We start from the raw sequence: 19,788 nt of genomic DNA, 5'->3' as shown, positions 1-19,788 counted from the left end.
CGCAGGCGACCCAAAAACAAAAACCGCCGAGTCCGGCGGTTTTTGTTTTTGGGCGTTATTTCCAGTTGACCGTGGGAATGCTTATTTTTCGGTCGGCGGTAGCCATTTCAGCCGCCGGAAAATCCATTCCGTCAGCCACAGGCTGAAATAGGTCGCGAACCACGCGAAGATCGTGTCGGACAGGAAATGCCCGCCGGCTGTCATGCGCACCACGGCGAGCAGCGTGCCGGTGGCCAGGCTGGCCAGCAGCCAGCGTCGCCGGACAGCCGGCGCGCCCAGCCAGCCGAAGGCCATGACGAAGGCGGCGGTGGCCACATGACCGCTGACGAAGGAGCAATTTTTCGGGCACTGGTCGGTCGGGACGAAGGCCGGGGTGAATTTGAAGGGGCCGTTGAATTCAGCCACCGTTGCCGGGCGGGCCCGGTGCCAGCCATCCTTGAGCGTGGCATCGACGAGCAGCACCGGCCCGAGCAGTGCGGCGGCGAGCAGGAAGCCGAAGGTCGTCCGCCGCGCATGCAGCCAGCGCAGGCGCTTGATACTGGCGAGCAGCAGACCGCCGGCGAGGATGGCCAGCAAGGCCTGTCCGACGCGCGGCGTGCCGCGGTAGAGCAGTTCGAACAGCGGCCAGTTGCCGCCGGAAAACGCCCATTTGCCGTCGCGATAGAAAACGCGGCTGGCGGCCAGGTCGATCTCCGGAAAGGCGACAAACAGCACCGCCAGCAGCGCAAAAACGATGCCGGCGACGCGCAGTTCAGTAACCCTTGAAGTCATGCAGCAGGTAAACATCCATGTCGCGGCTGGTCGTGGCGTCGAGCGGCGCTTTCAGCGTGGCTAACTTTTCGATGCTGGCGAAGCGGGGGGCGAAGTCGGCGCCCGGCGCCGTGTCGGTGATCAGGATCGCATCCTTGCCGACGTAGGGGCGCAGATCGGTCGTCAGCTTGTAATGGTCGCTGGCGATGCCGGAAGGGTTCCAGCTGGCGGCGAGTGGCTTGAGGTCGCGCAGCTCGTACAGCATGTGGGCGAGCAAGGTGCGGTTGTCGGCTACGAGTACGCTGTCCGGGTGAGCCTGCAGAATCGGTTTCAGTTGCCGGCCCAGTTCGTCCCAGCCCATGGCGCGCTTGAACGGGTTCAATTTTGCCTGTTTTTCCGGGTTGACCGTGGCAATCACCTGCGGCCAGTGATAAACCAGTCCGACGATCAACAAGTTGACGGCCAAGCCAGCAATCAGCAGTTTTTTCTTCTCGCGCTGCAGCAGCCAGGCCACGGCGGCGATCACGGCCGGCGCAAAAGCGGGCGCCGCCCAGTTGGCGTTGGCGCTGCTCTTCATGGCCTGCGCCGAGACGACGATCCACAGCGGCAGCGCAAACCACAGCAGGAGCCGGGTCCGGTCGTCGCGCCAGCTTTCGCGAACACGGACGAGGAGCAGCACGAAAACGCTGCCGAGTACCGGGCCGAAGGCGATCCACTGAGCCGCCCAAAATTCGCCGAGCGAGGCCAGCCCGCCGCCGGATTGACGGTTCAGCGTGATGTCGGCGGTGTGCTTGAGCGTCGGGAAGTCGTGAGTGAAATTCCAGATGATGTTCGGCGACAGGATCAACAGCGCCAGCCCGACCGCCAGCCAGGGTTTGGCCGAGGCCAGTCGTGGCCGATGAAAGGCCAGCAGGAAAAGGAAGGCCGCGCCGAGCCACGCAGCCATCGTGTATTTGGAGAGCAGGCCGAGGCCGCAGACCAAGCCGAGCAGCAGCCAGTCGCCCCACGAATCGCTGTCCAGAGCGCGCAGGAAAGCCCACAGCGCCAGCGCCCAGAACAGCGTAAGCAGTGCATCGGTGGAAACAAAGAGGCCGAGCCAGGAAAAAATCGGCAGCGTTAAAACTGCAACGGCCGACCAGAAAGCGACACGCTCGTCGTAGAGCCGCCGGGCAATCGCCCAGCAGGCAGCAGCGGCGAGCGGATAACAGAGCATGGACAGCGCCTTGACGCCGACCAGCCCGTCGCCGAACAGCGCGGTAGACAGCCAGATCAGTGCCGCGACGCCGGGCGGCTTGGAGAAATAGCCCCAATCGAGGTGCTGTGCCCAGGTCCAGTATTGCGCCTCGTCGACGTAGAGCGAGATGCCCAGATTGGGCAGCAGCCAGAAGCGCCAGGCGAGCAGGACGGCCGTCAGGCCAAACAGCCATTTCACGCTGTTTTTGCCGTTGACCGTAGGATTCACGCCGACTTGTGCCAGCCTTCGTCAGCCGCCAGATCGCGTTCCGGACGCGCCGAGTAGGAGCGGATAGTGCCAGACTCGAAGTAGATGCGAGCCATAAGTTCAGACAGCACGCCGGTCGTGATGAAGTGGATCCCGGCAATCAGCATGCCGATGCCGACGATGAGCAGCGGACGGCCGCCGATGTTTTCACCGAGGCCGAATTTGACCCAGGCCAGCCAGGTCATGATCAGACCGGACAGGGCAGTCAGACCGAGGCCGATGCCGCCGAAAAAGTGGCCGGGACGAGCGCGGAAGCGCATGAAGAAATACACCGCGATCAAATCGAGAATGACCCGGAAGGTGCGCGAAATGCCGTACTTCGAAACGCCGGCCGTGCGCGCATGGTGCGTCGTCGGCTCTTGGGCGATGCGGCGCGGCGTCGTCACCGTAGCCAGCCAGGCCGGAATGAAACGGTGCATTTCGCCGTACAGGCGCACGCTCTTGATCACGCTGCCGCGGAAAGCCTTGAGGCTGCAGCCGTAGTCGCGCAGATGGACGCCGGTCATCCGGGCGATCAGCTTGTTGGCGATCTTCGACGGAATCTTGCGCAGAAACAGGCCGTCCTGACGGTTCTGGCGCCAGCCGGCGACCAGATCGAGATCTTCGTTGATCAGCCGGGCAACCATGCGCGGAATGTCGATCGGATCGTTCTGCAAATCGCCGTCCATGGTCACGATCACGTCGCCACGCGCCGCATCGATACCAGCCTGCATGGCGGCGGTCTGCTTGAAGTTGCGCGTCAGCTCAACAACGCGAACGTGCGGGCCGTATTCGCGCGAACACTGCACGGCACGATCCACGGTGGCGTCGCTGCTGCCGTCATCGACCAGCACCAGCTCCCACGGGTAGTTGTAACCAACCAGCGCCTCATGCACGCGCTTGACCAGCGGCGCGATATTGTCTTCCTCGTTGTAGAACGGGACGACGATGGAAAGGCTATGTGGGGGAATCGAAAGTTCGGCGCTCATGGCTTGGTCCGGCGGGAAAGGCCGCATTTTAATCGAAAAGCCCGCATCCGGCTGCCTGGCAGGGGGTTTAATGTAGAATTCGAGGCCTAGCAAACCGTATCGAATCAATATGCTGCATGTCAAATGAGCGCTTGGTTCGCGATCAAATTGAGTAAAACTCGACCAGGATATTTTTCGTCCCGAATGCAACACCAATTCATTGCTCAATGCATAGCATTGGCCCACATGGCCAACGCCCAAGGTCAATATTCAGTGGCTGTCGGCTGGTGTCAGCAGGCGATTCGCCGAATGCCCAAATCGCCGGAGGCTTGGTATAACCTTGGCATCGCTTATCGCGGTTTGGGTCAAGGCAAACAGTCGATTGCTGCCCTGAAACAGTCGTCCTCCCTGACGCGCGACAATTCCGACGCCCAGAACAGTATCGGCTTTCAGTTTCTCGAGCTTGGAGCCTTGCGCGAGGCCGAGCAATGCCTCAGGCGAGCGCTATCGCTGGCCCCACGCTTTGCCTTTGCGCATTCGAATTTGGGGATGCTGTACGAAAAAGAAGGGCGACTTGAGGAGGCGGAGTCATCGTTCAAAAAAGCGCTTGAGATTCAGCCTGATCTTGCCCAGGCCTACATAAACCTGAGTGCCGTCTTGAACCGGCAAAAAAAATATGAGCTTGCCGAGGTGGTCGCCCGCAAATCTCTCGAAATCAACCCGAAGTCCGTTGAAACTTGGAGAAATCGAGGTGCGGCATTTTTGGATCAGGAAAAATATATCGACGCCATCCCCTGCTTTCTCGAAAGCCTTCGGCTAGACCCCAATGGGGAAAGCCTGTTGTCTGGCGCTCGGAGCGGAGAGATTCAAGAGCAGGCTTGGAGTCTGTACGGCGATAGAGTTCTGGGTAACTTGCTCAGTGCACGAATGCATATTTGTGACTGGAGCAGTTTTGCTGAAACCCTAGATGTGGTTGTTCAGCAGATAGCGAATGGCAGGCGAGTTATTTCTCCCTTCCCCATTCTGGCGCTAACGGATGATCCGGCTGTGCATCGCCAAGTTGCGGCTCAATATGTGCAGGATGAAGCACCCGGGTGCAGCGACCTTGGGCTGGAGATAAAGCCGCCATGCCACGAAAAGCTACGTATTGGCTATTACTCGGCAGATTTTCAAAATCACGCCACGATGTATCTGATGGCAGAGTTATTTGAGCTGCATGACAAGAACAAATTTGAACTGATCGGATTTTCATTCGGGCCGGATATCCAGGATGAAATGCGGGCGCGGGTATCAGCAGCATTTGATCAGTTTATTGATGTTCGCCATCGCTCCGACAAGGAGGTGGCGCAGCTTTCTCGCGACTTGGAAATCGATATTGCCGTGGATCTCAAGGGGTATACCAAAGACGCCAGGTCGGGGATTTTTGCTTACAGGGCGGCACCTGTACAGGTGAATTATCTGGGCTATCCGGGAACGATGGCGGCGAGCTATATGGATTACATTGTTGCTGACCGGGTGCTCATTCCCGAAGAAAGTCAGGTTTTCTATGCCGAGAAAGTCGTCTATCTGCCTGATAGTTATCAAGTAAATGATACCCGGCGACAAATTTCCCCCAGAGAATTTACGCGCGCTGAACTTGGCTTTCCCGCCAGTGGTTTTGTATTTGCCTGTTTCAACAATAACCACAAGATTACACCGTCAGTTTTTGAAGGCTGGATGCGGATTCTCAAGCGGGTTCCTGGTTCGGTATTGTGGCTTTTCAAGGCCAATCCGGACGCCGCGGCCAATCTGCGCCATGAAGCGTCTGTGCATGGCGTAGATTCGGAGCGGCTGGTGTTTGCAGAGCGCGTGCCGCTACCCGAACACCTGGCACGCATTGCTTTGGCGGATTTGTTTCTGGATACACTGCCCTACAATGCCCACACCACGACAAGCGATGCGCTGTGGGCCGGGTTGCCTGTGCTGACCTGTCTCGGCCAATCCTTTGCGGCGCGGGTGGCGGCCAGTCTGCTGAACGCAATCGGCCTTTCCGAGCTCATCACGACGACGCAACAGGATTACGAAAATCTGGCTGTCGAATTGGCGAGCACGCCGGATCGGCTTCAGTCCATCAAGCAAAAACTTGCCCGGAACCGACTTGCCGCACCCCTGTTTGATGCCAAAAAGTTTACCGGTCATCTCGAAACGGCTTACAAAGCGATACATGAGCGATTTCGTGCCGGTTTGTCGCCGGGGCACATTTATTTGGCGCAGGATGCGCGGGGCGCGGAGTAAAATTCCCCGATGCTGCAATCGTTTCTGACTTATCCGGCCCTTGCGTGCCGATGGCAAAGGCCGTATCCGGTCGGCGCGAGGCTTCGTCAGGAAAGGGCGTGCGCCTCCTGCGTGCAATGGAAAACGCTGGGTCGTGACAGCAACTTTTTGGTGGTTGTTTGGCTAATTAAATCAATTGCTTGGATGAAACTATGCTTCTGATGGTGGATAACTACGATAGCTTCACCTACAACATCGTCCAGTACTTCGGCGAACTGGGCCAGGACGTGAAGGTATTTCGCAACGACGCCATCACGGTCGAAGAAATCGCCCGTCTCAAGCCCGAATATCTGGTGATTTCCCCCGGCCCCTGCGCCCCGGCCCAGGCCGGTATTTCGCTGGCGGCGATCCGCGAATTTGCCGGCAAGATTCCGTTGCTTGGCGTCTGTCTCGGCCACCAGTCCATCGGCGAAGCCTTCGGCGGCAAGATCGTGCACGCCAAGCAGCTCATGCACGGCAAAGTCTCGCCCGTGCATCACAAGGATGTTGGCGTCTTCAAAGGCTTGCCCAATCCGCTGACTTGCACGCGCTACCACTCGCTGGCAATCGAGCGCGAATCGCTGCCCGATTGCCTAGACATTACTGCCTGGACCGACGACGGCGAAATCATGGGAGTTCGCCACAAGACGCTGGCTGTCGAAGGTGTCCAGTTCCACCCTGAATCCATCCTGACCGAACGCGGTCACGACCTGCTCAAGAACTTTTTGGACGAATTCAAGCAATGACCCCGCAAGCCGCCCTCCAGCGTGTCATCGAACACCGCGAAATTTTCCACGACGAAATGGTTTCCCTGATGCAGCAAATCATGGGCGGTGAAGTCACGCCGGTCATGATCGCCGCCATCATCACCGGCCTGCGCGTAAAAAAGGAAACCATCGGCGAAATCGCCGCCGCCGCCACGGTGATGCGCGAGTTGTCGACCAAGGTCGAAATTGCCGACACCAGCCGCCTGGTCGATACCTGCGGCACCGGTGGCGATGGCGCCCACACCTTCAATATCTCGACCACTGCCATGTTCGTCGCCGCCGCGGCTGGTGCGCAAATCGCCAAGCACGGCGGTCGCTCGGTTTCCAGTTCCTCCGGCAGCGCCGACGTGCTCGAAGCGCTGGGCGTCAATCTCAACCTGAAACCCGAGCAAGTCGCCCAGTGCATCGCCGAAACCGGCATCGGGTTCATGTTTGCGCCCAATCACCACAGCGCCATGAAACACGCCGCACCGGTCCGTCGCGAACTTGGCGTGCGCACCATCTTCAATATCCTCGGCCCGCTGACCAACCCGGCCAACGCGCCGCAACAGGTCATGGGCGTATTCCACCCCGATCTCGTAGGCATCCAGGTCCGCGTCCTGCAACGCCTCGGCAGCAACCGGGCGCTGACCGTCTTTGGTCGCGAAGGCCTCGACGAAATCTCCATCTCCGGCCAGACGCTGGTTGGTGAACTGAAAGACGGCCGCGTCAGCGAATACGAAATCCATCCCGAACAGTTCAACCTGCCGGTGCATGACCCGAAAGTGCTGCAAGTCGCCAACATCGAGGAGTCGAAAGCCGTCCTGCTCGCCACCCTCGACAACAAGCCCGGCGCCGCCCGCGACATCGTCGCCCTCAACGCCGGCGCCAGCATCTACGTGGCCGGACAGGCCGCAACCCTGGCTGATGGCGTCGATCAGGCATTTGAAATGCTCGCCTCGGGCGCTGCCCGGGCCAAGCTCGAACAGTTCGTTGCCGCTACGAAGAAACTCGCATGAGCGACATCCTCAACAAGATCATCGCCACCAAGCGCGAAGAGATCGCCGCCGCGCTGGCCGTCAAACCGCTCGCCGTCGTTGAGGAAGAGGCCGCTGCCCAGCCCGCACCGCGCGATTTCGTCGGTGCTATCCGCAACAAGATTTCCCACGGTCAACCGGGAATAATCGCCGAAATCAAAAAGGCCAGCCCGTCGAAAGGCGTCATCCGTCCCGACTTCCACCCGGCCGACATCGCCCGCAGCTACGAACAGCACGGCGCCGCCTGCCTGTCGGTGCTGACCGACCGCCAATACTTCCAAGGCTGCCCGGAATACCTGCAAGCTGCCCGCGCCTCCTGCGCGCTGCCCGTGCTGCGCAAGGACTTCATGGTCGACGCCTATCAGGTCGCCGAAGCCCGCGCCATGGGCGCCGACGCCATCCTGCTCATCGCCGCCGCGCTGACGCTTGCGGAAATGCAAGCGCTCGAAGCGCAGGCCCACGCCTACGGCATGGCCGTGCTGGTCGAAGTGCACAACGGCGAAGAGCTCGATGCCGCCCTGCAACTCCAGACCCCGCTGCTCGGTATCAACAATCGCAACCTGCGTACCTTCGACGTCACGCTAGCCACCACCCTCGGCCTGCTGTCGCGCATCCCTGCCGACAAGATCGTCGTCACCGAAAGCGGCATCCTGTCCCCCGAAGACGTAGCACTGATGCGCAAAAACAAGGTTCAGGCCTTCCTCGTCGGCGAAGCCTTCATGCGGGCGCCGGAGCCGGGTTCCGAGTTGGCAAGGCTGTTTGCCTGATTTGTGTTGCGTCAAAACAACATAACTTTAGAGAAGCCTCCCAACATGCCAATCACCGGTTGCTAGGGCGTTTCGCTCTTTGCGACAATCGATGCCAACTTCTCGATCCGAGAGGTAAAGCTTAATTCGGTTTTACTGCTGGATTAAAAACTAACCACTAAGGAGATTTTCTGATGCAAAAGAAACTGATCGCTCTGGCTATCGCTGGCCTGGCTTCTACTGCTGCTTTCGCTCAAACCAACGTCACCATCTACGGTATTGCTGATATGGCCGTTCTGGGTACAACCCATCTGGGTGCTGCTGGTAAGCAAACTCAGTTCAACGTCAATTCCGGTGTTCTCTCCACCTCCCGTATCGGTTTCAAGGGTGTTGAAGATCTGGGCAACGGCCTAAAGGCTCTGTTTGTTCTGGAATACGGTCTGAACGTTGACGATAACGCTGGCATTGGTGGTCTGGTTACCTCCACCAGCACTAATGGTCGTCAGCAGTTCGTTGGCCTGACCGGCGGCTTCGGTACGGCTGTTGCTGGTCGTCTGCAGACCACGGGTCTGGACTTCTCGGTTGCTGCTACTGCACTGGGTGGCTCTACCGGTATCGGCGCCGCTTACAACGCTGGTGGCGGTACGCTGATCACCTCTGCTTCCCGCGCCAATAACGCTGTCGCTTACATCTCGCCGTCCTTCGGTGGCGTGACCGTTGCCTACAACCACGCTCGTCTGACCGAACAGGCTGCCACCAGCCAAGCCGCTTCGGCCACCACCAGCATCGGCGGCAACACCGACAATACTGCGAACCTGCTGTCTGTCAGCTACGCCAATGGCCCGATCACCGCTGGCGCGATCTACACCAAGGTTGTTGCTTCGCAAACCAACCTGGCTAACGACGATGTTAAGGAATGGGGTCTTCGTGCCGGTTACGACTTCTCGGTCGTCAAGCTGCAAGCTCTCTATCAGCAGCAGAAGAGTGAAGCTGCTGCTGTTGCTGGCGGCAAGGACAAGAAGTGGGCTGTTTCTGTCACCGTTCCGGTTGGTGCCAAGGTCGGTGTTATCGCCGAATACGCCGCTCTGAACGTTGGTTCTACCGCCGGTGCCGACAATGTTAAGGTTGGCACTCTGGCTGCAACCTACGCCCTGTCCAAGCGTACGACTGCTTATGCCGGTATGGTTGCCAAGCGTGTTCAGAGCGATGTTGGTGCTCAAGGTGCCGATACCAACATTTACGCTACAGGCCTGCGTCACTCCTTCTAATCTGGTTAATTCCAGTTGGAACAGAAACGGGAGCTTTGGCTCCCGTTTTTTTGCTTCAGATTTTCTCGATCAGCTTCTGCAATCGCTGAACCTGTGCGAGTGGCCATGCGCCGTCCTTTCGTGCGGTGAGCTTCGACTCCCATTTTTCATGGTTGGGTTGCTTTTAAAAGTTATCGCTGATTGGCGATGGTGCAGAAAAATAGTGAATGCCCTTTAAAATCCATGTAAGTAATAAGGTTATTGACCTAGGTCAAAATGCCTAGTCCGAATGGTAATAGCATCCCTTTTTTCATAACGATGATAGGGAGTGATCTATGGCTAACAAGATTCTGGTTGCTGCGCTGATTGCCGCTGGCGCGCTTTCTTCCTCTGTTGCTCAGGCTCAGGATGGTTCGTTCATGGTCCGCGTGCGCGCCGTCGATGTGCAGTTCGAAAATGGCCAGAAAGACGGCTTGCCCGGCCCGATTGAAGCCGAGAGCCGCTGGATTCCGGAAATTGATCTGAGCTATTTCTTTACCAAGAACATTGCTGCCGAATTGGTCCTGACCTATCCGCAGACCGTCGATATCACCATGGCGGGTGCCAATATCGGCAAGATCAAGGCCCTGCCGCCTTCCCTGCTCGTTCAGTATCACTTTACCGACCTTGGTGCCTTCAAGCCCTATGTTGGCCTTGGCGTGAACTACACACTGTTCTTCAGTCGCGACAATATCCTGAATGGTGCCGCATCGGTTGACCGCTCCAGCGTTGGCCTGGCCGGCCAGGTTGGTTTCGACTACATGTTCAACAAGAATTGGGGCCTGAACGTCGATGTGAAGTACATCCAGATGGAAACCGATGTGACCCTGAGCGGTGCGAAGATCGGTACGCTTGATCTGAGCCCGATTACTGCTGGTGTTGGCGTTTCCTATCGCTTCTAAGCAAGCGTGTCGCAATGAAAAACGGGCGCCTTGGCGCCCGTTTTGCTTTTGATGGATGTTTCCCCGTCAGGCGAGCAGGATCAGATTGTCGCGGTGGATGAATTCCGGTTCGTCGACATAGCCGAGGATCGCTTCGATTTCCGCCGTTGATTTGCGCGTAATCAGGCGGGCTTCGCCGCTACCGTAGTTGCACAGGCCACGTGCAACTTCGTGGCCAGCCGGGCTGATACAGGCGACGGCCGAGCCGCGCTCGAATTCGCCTTCGGCGGCGATGACGCCAATTGGCAACAGGCTTTTTCCGGCTTTTAGCGCGTTGACCGCGCCATCGTCGAGCATCAGGCGGCCGGCGAGTTGCAGGTGGTCGGCCAGCCATTGCTTGCGGGCGGCCAGGGGTTGGGTTTGCGAGACGAGCAAGGTGCCGACTGGTTCGCCGGCGGCCAGGCGGATGATCGGATCGATCTCTCGTCCGCTCGCGATGGCGGTGTGGGCGCCGCTGCGGGCGGCGCGTTTGGCGGCGATGACCTTGGTGATCATGCCGCCGGTGCCGATACGGGTGCCGGCGCCGCCGGCCATGGCTTCGAGCGACTCGTCGCCGGCCGTGGCTTCGCTGATCAGTGTGGCGCTCGGATCCTTGCGCGGGTCGGCGGTGAACAGGCCGATCTGGTCGGTCAGGATGATCAGGGCGTCGGCTTCGATCAGGTTGGCAACTAGGGCGCCGAGTGTATCGTTGTCGCCGAACTTGATCTCGTCGGTGACGACGGTGTCGTTCTCGTTGATGATTGGGACGACGCCGAGTTCGAGCAGCGTGGTCATCGTCGAGCGGGCGTTGAGGTAGCGCTTGCGGTCGGCGAGGTCATCGTGGGTGAGCAGGATTTGCGCGGTGTGCAGGCCGTGCTTGGCGAAAGCGCCTTCATAGACTTGCGCCAGGCCCATCTGGCCAACAGCGGCTGCCGCTTGCAGTTCGTGCACCGTCTTTGGTCGCTTGGCCCAGCCCAGGCGCTGCATGCCGCAGGCGATGGCGCCGGAAGAGACCATGACGACTTCCTTGCCTTGCTGGCGCAGCACGGCGATCTGCCGGGCCCAGTCTTCAATGGCGGCGAGGTCGAGACCAGCGCCGTTGTTGGTGACGAGCGCCGAGCCGACTTTGACGACGAGGCGTTTGGCGTTGGCGAGGCGGGTCTTGCTCATCATTCTTCCGTGGCGTTGTCTTCAGCGTCTTCGTCGTCGTCAGGAATTTCCGGCCGTGCCATTTGTTCCAGCGCTTCGTGGATGGCGTAGATCAAGGGCTTGGTGCCTTCGCCGCTGATGGCGGTGATCGGGAAGACCGGGCCGTCGTATTTGGTGGCTTTCTTGTAGGCTTTGAGGAAGTCCTTGACGGTCTTTTCGCGGTCTTCTTCGGGAATCAGGTCGAGTTTGTTGAGGACTAGCCAGCGCGGTTTGTCGGCCAGCGCCGGGTCGTGCTTGAGCAGTTCGCCGACGATGGCCTTGGCGTCGCGTACCGGGTCGGAATCCGGGTCGATCGGGGCGATGTCTACGAGGTGGAGGAGGATGCGCGTGCGTTGCAGGTGCTTGAGGAAGCGGATGCCGAGGCCGGCACCGTCCGCGGCACCTTCGATGAGGCCGGGAACGTCGGCCATGACGAAGCTCTTTTCAGCGTCGACGCGGACGACGCCGAGGTTTGGGTGCAGTGTCGTAAACGGGTAGTCGGCGACCTTCGGGCGAGCTGAGGAGACGGCGCGGATCAGGGTACTCTTGCCGGCATTGGGCAGGCCGAGCAGGCCGACGTCGGCGAGGACGCGCAGTTCGAGCGTCAGTTCGTGTTCTTCGCCTTGGTCGCCATTGGTTTTCTGGCGCGGGGCGCGGTTGGTCGAGGACTTGAAGTGGATGTTGCCGAGGCCGCCCTTGCCGCCTTTGGCGATCAGGACTTTTTTCTCGTTGACGTCGAGGTCGGCCAGGATTTCGCCGGTGTTGAGGTCGGAAATGACCGTGCCGACCGGCATGCGCAGGATGATGTCGTCGCCGCCGGCGCCGTAGCAGTCGGCGCCGCCGCCGTTTTCACCGCGCTTGCCGATGAATTTTCGGGTGTAGCGGTAGTCGACCAGGGTGTTGATGTTGCAGTCGGCCACCACGTAGATGCTGCCGCCGCGGCCGCCGTCGCCACCGTTCGGGCCACCCATCGGGATGTATTTTTCGCGGCGGAAAGTTGCGGCGCCATTGCCGCCGTCACCGGCTTTAACGTAAATCTTTGCTTCGTCGATGAATTTCATTTTCCGCCTCTACATCCGGGAATATCGCCGCCAGAAAATCTGGTGGCATAAACTAAAAAGCCCCATCCAGCGGACGGGGCTTTTGCTTCCGCTTGGCCGATTTATTCGGCAGCCGGAACGATGGTCACCACGCGGCGCTTTTTCAAGCCCTTGATGGAGAACTGAACCACGCCGTCCTTGAGTGCGAACAGGGTGTGATCCTTGCCGCAGCCGACGTTGTCGCCCGGGTGGAATTCGGTACCGCGCTGGCGAACGATGATGTTGCCAGCCAGGATGAATTGACCGCCGTAGCGCTTGACGCCCAGTCGTTGGGCTTGTGAGTCGCGGCCGTTACGTGAACTACCGCCTGCTTTCTTGTGTGCCATTTATTAGCTCCTTGAACTTAAGCCGCAATCGCGTCGATGCGCAATTCGGTGTAGTTCTGACGATGGCCTTGATGCTTTTGGTAGTGCTTACGACGACGCATCTTGAAGATCTTGACCTTGTCGTGGCGGCCGTGGGAAATCACGGTTGCTTTGACGGTGGCGCCAGCAAGGAAGGGAGCGCCGATCTTTACCGACTCGCCTTCGCCTGCCATGAGGACCTGGTCGAGAGTAACTTCTGCGCCAACGTCTGCCGGTATCTGTTCTACTTTAAGTTTTAGACCATTGGTAACGCGATACTGCTTACCGCCGGTTTTTATGACCGCATACATGGGTTGGACTCCGAAAATAAATCTAAAGGGTGCTACAAAGAACCGCGCATTATACGGAAATTCGCTGACAAGTCAAAGCCTTGTCGAGGGGGTGTGGTAAACTGCCCGTCTTTGAAAAAAGGAGTTCCCATGGCTGAAATCACCACCGCCTCCGGGCTGGTCTATGAAGATACCGTTGTCGGCGAAGGCGCCGAGGCCAAGGCCGGCCAGCAGGTCATCGTGCATTACACCGGCTGGCTGACCAATGGCAGCAAGTTCGATTCGAGCAAGGATCGCAACGACCCGTTCGAATTTTCGCTCGGCATGCGTCAGGTTATCGGCGGCTGGGACGAGGGCGTTCAGGGCATGAAGATCGGCGGCACGCGCAAGCTGACCATTCCGCCGGAACTCGGCTACGGCGCACGCGGCGCTGGCGGCGTTATCCCGCCGAATGCAACGCTGGTTTTCGAGGTTGAACTCCTCGGTCTGCGATGAGCGGTTCCGACAGGGATTCCCGTCCGAAGCGGCCGTCGGACGACGCCGCTGCTGACGACCCGTGGGCAAAATGGCGCAAGCCGGATGCCCCGGCGGCTGGAGCTGAGCCGAAAGAGGAGTTTAGGCGCGATGCCACGGTCAACCCGGAAAAACGGCCAAAAACGAAATCGTTCGAGGCTGCTCCGGTGCGGGCTGAGCGCGTTGAGGCGCCGCTAGAGGTAAGCGAAGAAGCGCCGGCCTTGCCGGAAGGGACGCTGGGCGTTCGTCGCTCGGCGACGCCTTCGCCGCGGGCGATCAACAAGAAGCCGCTGCGCGGTGGTTCTTCGCTGCGCAAGCCATCGGCACCCAAGGCGGCGCCGGTTGAGCCGGCCGCACCTGCTGAGTGGAGCGTCAAGGCTGATCGTCCGGAGCGGGCTGCCAAGCCGGCGCCGGTCGTTCGCCCGCCGGTCGTCCGCGATGGTCCGCCGCCGGAAGGCGTGCGTCTGTCCAAGGTGATGTCGGAGCGCGGCATGTGTTCGCGGCGCGAGGCTGATCTGTGGATCGAGCGCGGCTGGGTCTTTGTCGACGGCGAGCGGGTCAGCGAACTCGGTTCGCGCATCGATCCGAACGCTGAAGTGGCGATCTCGAAAGAGGCCAAGTTCGACCAAGCCAAGCAGGTCACGGTGCTGCTCAACAAGCCGGTCGGTTATGTTTCCGGCCAGCCGGAGCCGGGCTTTACGCCGGCGATCACTTTGATCACGCTGGAAAATCAGGTCAAGCAGTCGGGCGACCCCGAGTTCAAGCCGTGGATGTTGCGCAGTCTGGCGCCGTCCGGGCGTCTCGACATCGATTCGACCGGCTTGCTGGTGCTGACGCAGGATGGTCGCGTCGCCAAGAAGCTGATCGGCGACGATAGCCAGGTCGAAAAGGAATATCTGGTGCGGGTGGCTGGCGAGATGATCAAGGGCGGGCTGGACCTGCTCAACCACGGTCTGGAGCTCGACGGTCAGGCGCTCAAGCCGGCGCGGGTCAAGCAACTCAACGAGGATCAGCTGCACTTCATCCTGAAGGAAGGCAAGAAGCGCCAGATTCGCCGGATGTGCGAGCTGGTCGGCTTGCGGGTGATCGGGCTGAAGCGGGTGCGCATTGGCCGGGTCAAGCTCGGTGAGCTGGAAGTCGGCCAGTGGCGGTTCCTGAGGGCTGACGAGGCTTTTTGATTTTGGCTGTTTTTTCCGGTTGACCGTAAGAAGTCGACTGGAAGGCAAGAAAACAAAAACGCCGGCCGGTTTTTAACCGGGCCGGCGTTTTTCTTGGTGCTGACTGAAAATCAGGCGGTACCGGTCGGTGCGGCAGCACGGACGGGCGGCATCATCTGGCATTCGCCTTCGATGACGACCTTGCCGGCGACCGTGCACACGGTGTCCAGGACCACACGGTTCTTGGCGACATTGACTTCCTTGACGGTGACGGTGGCGCGCACGGTGTCGCCCGGGCGAACCGGGGCCTTGAACTTGAGCGTTTGCGACAGGTAAATGGTGCCGGCGCCGGGCAGGTGGTTGGCCAGCACGGCGGAGATGAAGCCGGCCGACAGCATGCCGTGGGCGATGCGGCCGCCGAACATGGTGGTCTTGGCGTATTCCTCGTCGAGGTGGGCCGGATTGACATCAGTGGAAATGCCGGCGAACAGGATGATGTCGGCTTCGGTGACGGTCTTGGCAATACTGGCGGACATGCCGGGTTGGAGTTGGTCGATGTGATACGCCATGGCTGGGCTCCTGGTTGGGTTTGTTGAATTTAGAACACGAACTCTAGCATACGTTAGCGTATGGTTGTGACGCGGTGCTCACTCCGTCCGGAGGGCTTCGACCGGATCAAGCCGCGCCGCATTGCGGGCCGGTAGGACGCCGGCGGCGAGGCCGATGGCGATGGCGATGCCTTCGGCCAACAAGACGAAACTGAGTGGCGTGTGGACCGGCAAGGCGGGCAGCGCGAAGTGGATGAGCTGGGCGAGGCCGAAGCCGAGGATCAGCCCGAATAGCCCGCCGAGCGCTGAAAGGGCGACGGCTTCGCCGAGAAAGAGGGCGAGGATGGTCCGCCGCGGCGCGCCGAGGGCGACGAGCAGGCCGATTTCACCGGTCCGCTCGGTGACGGCGATGGTCATGATGGTGACGATGCCGACGCCGCCGACCAGCAGAGAGATGCCACCCAGCGCGCCGACGGCCATGGTCAGCACGTTGAGGATGTTGGACAGCGTCTTGAGCATCTCTTCCTGCGTCACGATGGTGAAATCCTCGCGGCCGTGGCGGTCGATCAGATGCGTCTTGACGCGGCTGGCGACGAGCGCCGACGGGATGCCTTCTTCGGCGGCGATGTTGATTTCATCGACGCCTTCGCGGTTGAACAGTTCCTGGGCGCGGGCTGTCGGCACAAAAGCCGTGTCGTCGAGGTCGATGCCGAGGAATTGCCCCTTCGGCGCCAGCACGCCGATGATCCGGAAATGCAGGCCACCGACGCGCAGACGCTGGCCGAGCGGGTTTTCGCTGCCGAACAACTCGGTTTTGAGCTTGGAACCGAGGACGACGAAGGCGCGGGCGCTGCCCTCATCGTCGGCCGGCAGGAACTGGCCGCTTTGCACGGTCGACCGGTAAATAAGCGGTAATTTGGAATTGACGCCGTAGATCAGCGTCCGCCGCGTCCGGCCATTGCCTTCGACTTCGGCATTGCCGCGTACGTTGGGTGTGACGGCGACGATGTGCGGCAGGCGTTCGAGGGACTTGGCGTCGTCGAGCGACAGCGGCCGGGCGCTCGATGGCAGGCCGGACGGCGAACCGCCGGTTTTGGTTTTTCCAGGGGCGACGGCGATGACGTTGGTGCCGAACTGGGTGAATTCGCCGAGGACGAAACGGTGGATGCCCTCGCCGATGGAGGTGAGCAAAATAACTGCCGCGATGCCGACGGCGATGCCGAGCAGGGTCAGGAAGCTGCGCAGGCGCTGGGCCGTGATGGCGCGGACGGCGAGCTCGAGGGCGTCGGCGGCGAGCATGGCTAGTGCTTCATGAGCGCTTGCACCGGGTCGAGCCGGGCGGCGCGGCGCGCCGGCATGACGCCGAAGATCAGGCCGGTGGCGAGTGCTGTCGTCAGGCCGGCAATGACCGCCCAGTCAGGCGGATAGGCCGGAAAGACCGGGAAGAACTGGCGTAGCGCAAAGGCGCCGAGCTGGCCGAGCAAGTAGCCGACCAGCGCGCCAACGGCCGAGAGCATGGCGGCTTCGGCCAGGAAGGCGAGGCGAATGGTCCGGGATGTGGCACCGAGCGCTTTTAAAAGCCCGATTTCGCCAGTACGCTGGGTGACGGCGACGAGCATGACGTTCATCACCAGAATGCCGGCCACCGCCAGGCTGATGGCGGCGATGCCCGCCACGGCCAGCGTCAGCGCGCCGAGCAGCTTGTCGAAGGTGGCGAGCACGGCATCCTGCGTAATGACAGTAACGTCTTCCTCGCCGCGGTGGCGCTGTTTGAGGGTTTCCATCACCTGATCCTTGGTGCCCGGGATGGCGTCGCGGCTGTTGGCCTCGATCATGATGCGGAACAGCGTGTTCGAATTGAACATGGCCTGGGCCAGCGAAACCGGCACGATAACCAGTTCATCGGTATTCATGCCCAGCCCCTGACCGGTCGATTTGAGCACGCCGACGACGCGCAGCCGGCGGTCGCCGACGCGGACGAGCTGGCCGATGGCAGGGTTGGCGCCGAACATTTCCTCGCGGATCTTGGCGCCGATGACGGCGACCGACGAGCCGCGATTCCAGTCCTCTTCCGGTAGTCCTTGCCCCTGGGCCAGCTCGAAGTTGCGGATGGGGATGAATTCGGCCGTCGAGCCGGCCACCATGACCTCGCGCAGCTTGCCGCCGTAGTTGATTTCCGAGGTGCCGACGGCGAGCGGGGCGACGCGGCGGGCGCCGGGCAGGCGACGCAGACTGCCGGCGTCGTCGATGGTCAGGTCGCGCGGTGTTGAGGTGATGGCGTTGGCCGGATTGAAGCCGCCGGTACCCGAGCGGCCGGGCAGCACGATGATCAGGTTGGTGCCGAGCGAGGAAAACTGGCCGACGACGTAGCGCCGCGCGCCGTCACCGAGAGCGGTGAGGATGACGACGGCGGCGACGCCGATCGACATGGCGAGGACCGACAGCGTCGTGCGCATCGGATAGCCGGTGGCGGCATCGCGGGCGAAGCGCAGGGTGTCGGCTAGGCGCATGGGGTGGGCGCGAAAATGGACATTGCCACGGTCAACCGGAAATTTCGGCCAAATTTGAAATGGCCGTCTGCTGCGAATCGGCCTTCAGCCGTCCATCCTCCATCACCAGTTGGCGCCGGGCGCGGGCGCCCATGCCCTGGTCGTGGGTGACGACGATCAGCGTGACGCCTTTGGCATTCAGCGCTTCGAGCAGGTTGACCACCTCTTCGCCGGTATGGCGGTCGAGGTTGCCGGTCGGCTCGTCGGCCAGAATCAGCGCCGGCTGCATGATTGTGGCGCGGGCGATGGCAACGCGCTGGCGCTGGCCGCCGGAAAGCTGGTCGGGCTTGTGGTTGGCCCGGTTTTCCAGGCCGAAATCCTTGAGCGCCTGGGCAACGCGCTTGTTGCGCTCGGCCGCCGGGATGCCGGCCAGTGTCATCGGCAGGGCGATGTTTTCGGCTGCCGTCAGGCGCGGGACTAGGTGAAAGCTCTGGAAAACGAAGCCGATGCGCGTGCTGCGCACGGTCGCCTGCTCGTCGGGCGACAGCGTCGTCACGTCGCGGCCTTCGAGCTTGTAGGTGCCTTCGTTTGGCCGGTCGAGCAGGCCGAGGAGATTGAGCAGCGTCGATTTGCCGGAACCGGACGGCCCCATCACGGCAACGTACTCGCCGGCCTCGATCTGCAAATTGAGCCCGGCCAGCGCGTTGACCGTAGTGTCGCCGAGCAGGAAGCGACGTTCGATACCGGAAAGTTCGATCAGCGCCATGCGCCTACTTCGCCTTGGCTTGGGTCTGCGTTTTATCGTCCGGCGTTACCTTGGCGCCGGCCTTGACGCCTTCCTTGTCGAGCGAAGTGACGATGCGCTCGCCAGCGGCCAAACCTTCCAGCACCTCGGTGTATTCCCAGTTGGCCAGCCCGGCCTTGATCAGGCGCTCTTCAAGTTTTCCGCTATCGGCATTGAAGACCAGCACCTTGCCGCCTTCCTGAATAGCCGCGGTCGGGATGCGCAGCACCTGGTCGCGGCCGGCGAGGATGATTTCGACGTCGGCGCTGTAGCCGACCAGCAGCTTGCCGGCTTCGGCCGGTTTTTCGAAATCAACCTCGATGTCGACCGTCCGCGCCTGCTTTTCGACTGCTGAAACGTAGGGCGCGACGCGCCGCACCTTGCCGGGCAGAGTTTTGCCGGGCAAGGCATCGAGCGTGATGCGCACCGGCTGGCCGATCTGGATTTTCGGTGCATCGACCTCGTCCATCGGCGCCTTGACGTAGAGGCAGGAGTCGTCGATCAGGTCGATGGCCGGCGGCGTCGGTACGCCTGGCGGCGAGGGCGTCGAGTATTCGCCCAGTTCGCCGACGATCTTGGCGACAATGCCGTCGAACGGTGCGTAGAGGGCGACACGGCCCTGCTCGACGCGGGTCGTCTTCAGCTTGGCTTCGGCTTGAGCAATGTCGGCCTTGGCGGTGTTGCAACTGGCGCGACGGACTTCGGCGTCGGTGCGCGCTGCTTCTTCCTTGCTCGTTGAGACGAAACCCTTGGCACGCAATTCGGATTGTCGTTTTGCCTCTTTTTCGGCGTTGACCGCAGCAATGCAGGCTTCCTCGCTGCGTTTGGCGCTCAGTGTGATCTGCGCCTGGGCCAAGGCGCTTTGCGCCTGCTGGTCGTCATTCCACAGCTTGAGCAGCAACTGGCCTTTCTTGACCTTGTCGCCTTCTTTGACACCGAGATACTCGATGCGCCCGCCGATGATGGTCGACAGCTTGGTGCGCTGGCAGGCCTCGATGGTCCCGGCCCGGGTGTTGGCCAGCGTCGCCTCGACCTTGCCGGCGGCGACTTCCTTGAGCACCACCGGGATCGGTTTCGGCCGGGTGAAATAGAACAGGCCAAGGCCGAGAACGGCGATGACGGCAACAATGATGGCGATGCGACGCATGCG

The 19,788-nt window shown here is 60.9% G+C and carries 20 protein-coding genes; 8 read left to right on the top strand and 12 right to left on the bottom strand.

The genetic code is table 11. The annotated features are described in order from the left end of the window. Positions 1–81: 81 nt before the first annotated feature. Genes KI613_RS17360 through KI613_RS17350 form a run of 3 tightly spaced genes read right to left on the bottom strand, consistent with a single transcriptional unit; the run spans position 82 to position 3,219 of the window. A complete protein-coding gene (locus KI613_RS17360; protein WP_226401696.1) occupies positions 82–771 on the bottom strand; it encodes a phosphatase PAP2 family protein in 690 nt (229 codons plus the stop codon). After that, on the bottom strand, positions 752–2,182 hold the full coding sequence (locus KI613_RS17355; RefSeq protein WP_226401694.1) for a glycosyltransferase family 39 protein: 1,431 nt from the start codon (positions 2,180–2,182) through the stop codon (positions 752–754). Before KI613_RS17355 ends, KI613_RS17360 begins: the two co-directional genes overlap by 20 nt. 26 nt (positions 2,183–2,208) lie before the next feature. Continuing rightward, positions 2,209–3,219 carry a glycosyltransferase family 2 protein gene (locus KI613_RS17350; RefSeq protein ID WP_226401686.1) on the bottom strand — a complete coding sequence of 337 codons (1,011 nt, stop codon included), beginning with the start codon at positions 3,217–3,219 and terminating at the stop codon, positions 2,209–2,211. Positions 3,220–3,444: 225 nt separating this feature from the next. Here KI613_RS17350 and KI613_RS17345 point away from each other — a divergent pair, with 225 nt between their 5' ends. The 6 genes from KI613_RS17345 to KI613_RS17320 all read left to right on the top strand — a co-directional run bounded on the left by KI613_RS17345 (position 3,445) and on the right by KI613_RS17320 (position 10,207). Continuing rightward, positions 3,445–5,472, top strand: coding sequence for an O-linked N-acetylglucosamine transferase, SPINDLY family protein (locus KI613_RS17345; protein ID WP_226401684.1), 2,028 nt, complete (start codon positions 3,445–3,447; stop codon positions 5,470–5,472). 191 nt (positions 5,473–5,663) lie between these two features. Next, a complete protein-coding gene (locus KI613_RS17340) occupies positions 5,664–6,236 on the top strand; it encodes an aminodeoxychorismate/anthranilate synthase component II (RefSeq protein ID WP_226401682.1) in 573 nt (190 codons plus the stop codon). Further along, the gene (trpD, locus tag KI613_RS17335; protein ID WP_226401680.1) at positions 6,233–7,255 is read left to right on the top strand and encodes an anthranilate phosphoribosyltransferase; all 1,023 of its coding nucleotides are present in this window, start codon (positions 6,233–6,235) and stop codon (positions 7,253–7,255) included. Before KI613_RS17340 ends, trpD begins: the two co-directional genes overlap by 4 nt. Next, positions 7,252–8,040, top strand: coding sequence for an indole-3-glycerol phosphate synthase TrpC (gene trpC, locus KI613_RS17330; RefSeq protein WP_226401678.1), 789 nt, complete (start codon positions 7,252–7,254; stop codon positions 8,038–8,040). The genes trpD and trpC overlap by 4 nt, the downstream gene beginning before the upstream one ends. Before the next feature lie 173 nt (positions 8,041–8,213). Continuing rightward, entirely contained in the window at positions 8,214–9,287 is a 1,074-nt protein-coding gene (locus KI613_RS17325; RefSeq protein ID WP_226401676.1) for a porin, read from the top strand. A 314-nt stretch (positions 9,288–9,601) separates the two neighbouring features. Further along, positions 9,602–10,207, top strand: a complete 606-nt coding sequence (locus KI613_RS17320) for an OmpW/AlkL family protein (RefSeq protein WP_226401674.1) — start codon at positions 9,602–9,604, stop codon at positions 10,205–10,207. A gap of 66 nt (positions 10,208–10,273) precedes the next feature. Here the strand turns inward: KI613_RS17320 and proB are convergent, their stop codons facing one another. The 4 genes from proB to rplU form a co-directional block, all read right to left on the bottom strand. Further along, on the bottom strand, positions 10,274–11,395 hold the full coding sequence (gene proB, locus KI613_RS17315; protein ID WP_226401672.1) for a glutamate 5-kinase: 1,122 nt from the start codon (positions 11,393–11,395) through the stop codon (positions 10,274–10,276). After that, positions 11,395–12,474, bottom strand: coding sequence for an Obg family GTPase CgtA (cgtA, locus tag KI613_RS17310; protein WP_226401670.1), 1,080 nt, complete (start codon positions 12,472–12,474; stop codon positions 11,395–11,397). Before cgtA ends, proB begins: the two co-directional genes overlap by 1 nt. A 101-nt stretch (positions 12,475–12,575) precedes the next feature. Beyond that, positions 12,576–12,839, bottom strand: a complete 264-nt coding sequence (gene rpmA / locus KI613_RS17305; protein WP_117609585.1) for a 50S ribosomal protein L27 — start codon at positions 12,837–12,839, stop codon at positions 12,576–12,578. Between the two features lie 17 nt (positions 12,840–12,856). Further along, entirely contained in the window at positions 12,857–13,168 is a 312-nt protein-coding gene (gene rplU, locus KI613_RS17300) for a 50S ribosomal protein L21 (protein WP_117609584.1), read from the bottom strand. Positions 13,169–13,297: 129 nt separating this feature from the next. Here rplU and KI613_RS17295 point away from each other — a divergent pair, with 129 nt between their 5' ends. Together KI613_RS17295 and KI613_RS17290 are read left to right on the top strand one after the other, a co-directional pair. Beyond that, positions 13,298–13,642 (top strand): FKBP-type peptidyl-prolyl cis-trans isomerase, encoded by a 345-nt coding sequence (locus tag KI613_RS17295; RefSeq protein ID WP_226401668.1) that lies wholly within the window; start codon positions 13,298–13,300, stop codon positions 13,640–13,642. Next, complete coding sequence (locus tag KI613_RS17290) at positions 13,639–14,838, top strand: pseudouridine synthase (RefSeq protein ID WP_226401666.1); 1,200 nt, start codon at positions 13,639–13,641, stop codon at positions 14,836–14,838. Before KI613_RS17295 ends, KI613_RS17290 begins: the two co-directional genes overlap by 4 nt. A gap of 110 nt (positions 14,839–14,948) precedes the next feature. On the opposite strand, the gene KI613_RS17285 is transcribed toward KI613_RS17290, so the two are convergent. The 5 genes from KI613_RS17285 to KI613_RS17265 form a co-directional block, all read right to left on the bottom strand. Beyond that, complete coding sequence (locus tag KI613_RS17285) at positions 14,949–15,386, bottom strand: MaoC family dehydratase (protein WP_226401664.1); 438 nt, start codon at positions 15,384–15,386, stop codon at positions 14,949–14,951. A 78-nt stretch (positions 15,387–15,464) separates the two neighbouring features. Next, entirely contained in the window at positions 15,465–16,664 is a 1,200-nt protein-coding gene (locus KI613_RS17280) for an ABC transporter permease (protein WP_226401662.1), read from the bottom strand. A gap of 2 nt (positions 16,665–16,666) precedes the next feature. Further along, positions 16,667–17,875 carry an ABC transporter permease gene (locus KI613_RS17275; protein ID WP_226401649.1) on the bottom strand — a complete coding sequence of 403 codons (1,209 nt, stop codon included), beginning with the start codon at positions 17,873–17,875 and terminating at the stop codon, positions 16,667–16,669. A gap of 31 nt (positions 17,876–17,906) precedes the next feature. Then, positions 17,907–18,620, bottom strand: coding sequence for an ABC transporter ATP-binding protein (locus KI613_RS17270; RefSeq protein ID WP_226401647.1), 714 nt, complete (start codon positions 18,618–18,620; stop codon positions 17,907–17,909). Positions 18,621–18,624: 4 nt separating this feature from the next. Beyond that, positions 18,625–19,785 (bottom strand): efflux RND transporter periplasmic adaptor subunit, encoded by a 1,161-nt coding sequence (locus KI613_RS17265; RefSeq protein ID WP_226401645.1) that lies wholly within the window; start codon positions 19,783–19,785, stop codon positions 18,625–18,627. Positions 19,786–19,788 lie beyond the last annotated feature (3 nt).

This window comes from Ferribacterium limneticum, from assembly GCF_020510585.1.
Lineage (GTDB): Bacteria > Pseudomonadota > Gammaproteobacteria > Burkholderiales > Rhodocyclaceae > Azonexus.
The sequence above is the reverse complement of the archived record's forward strand: the minus strand, read 5'-3'. Positions and strand labels throughout refer to the sequence as shown.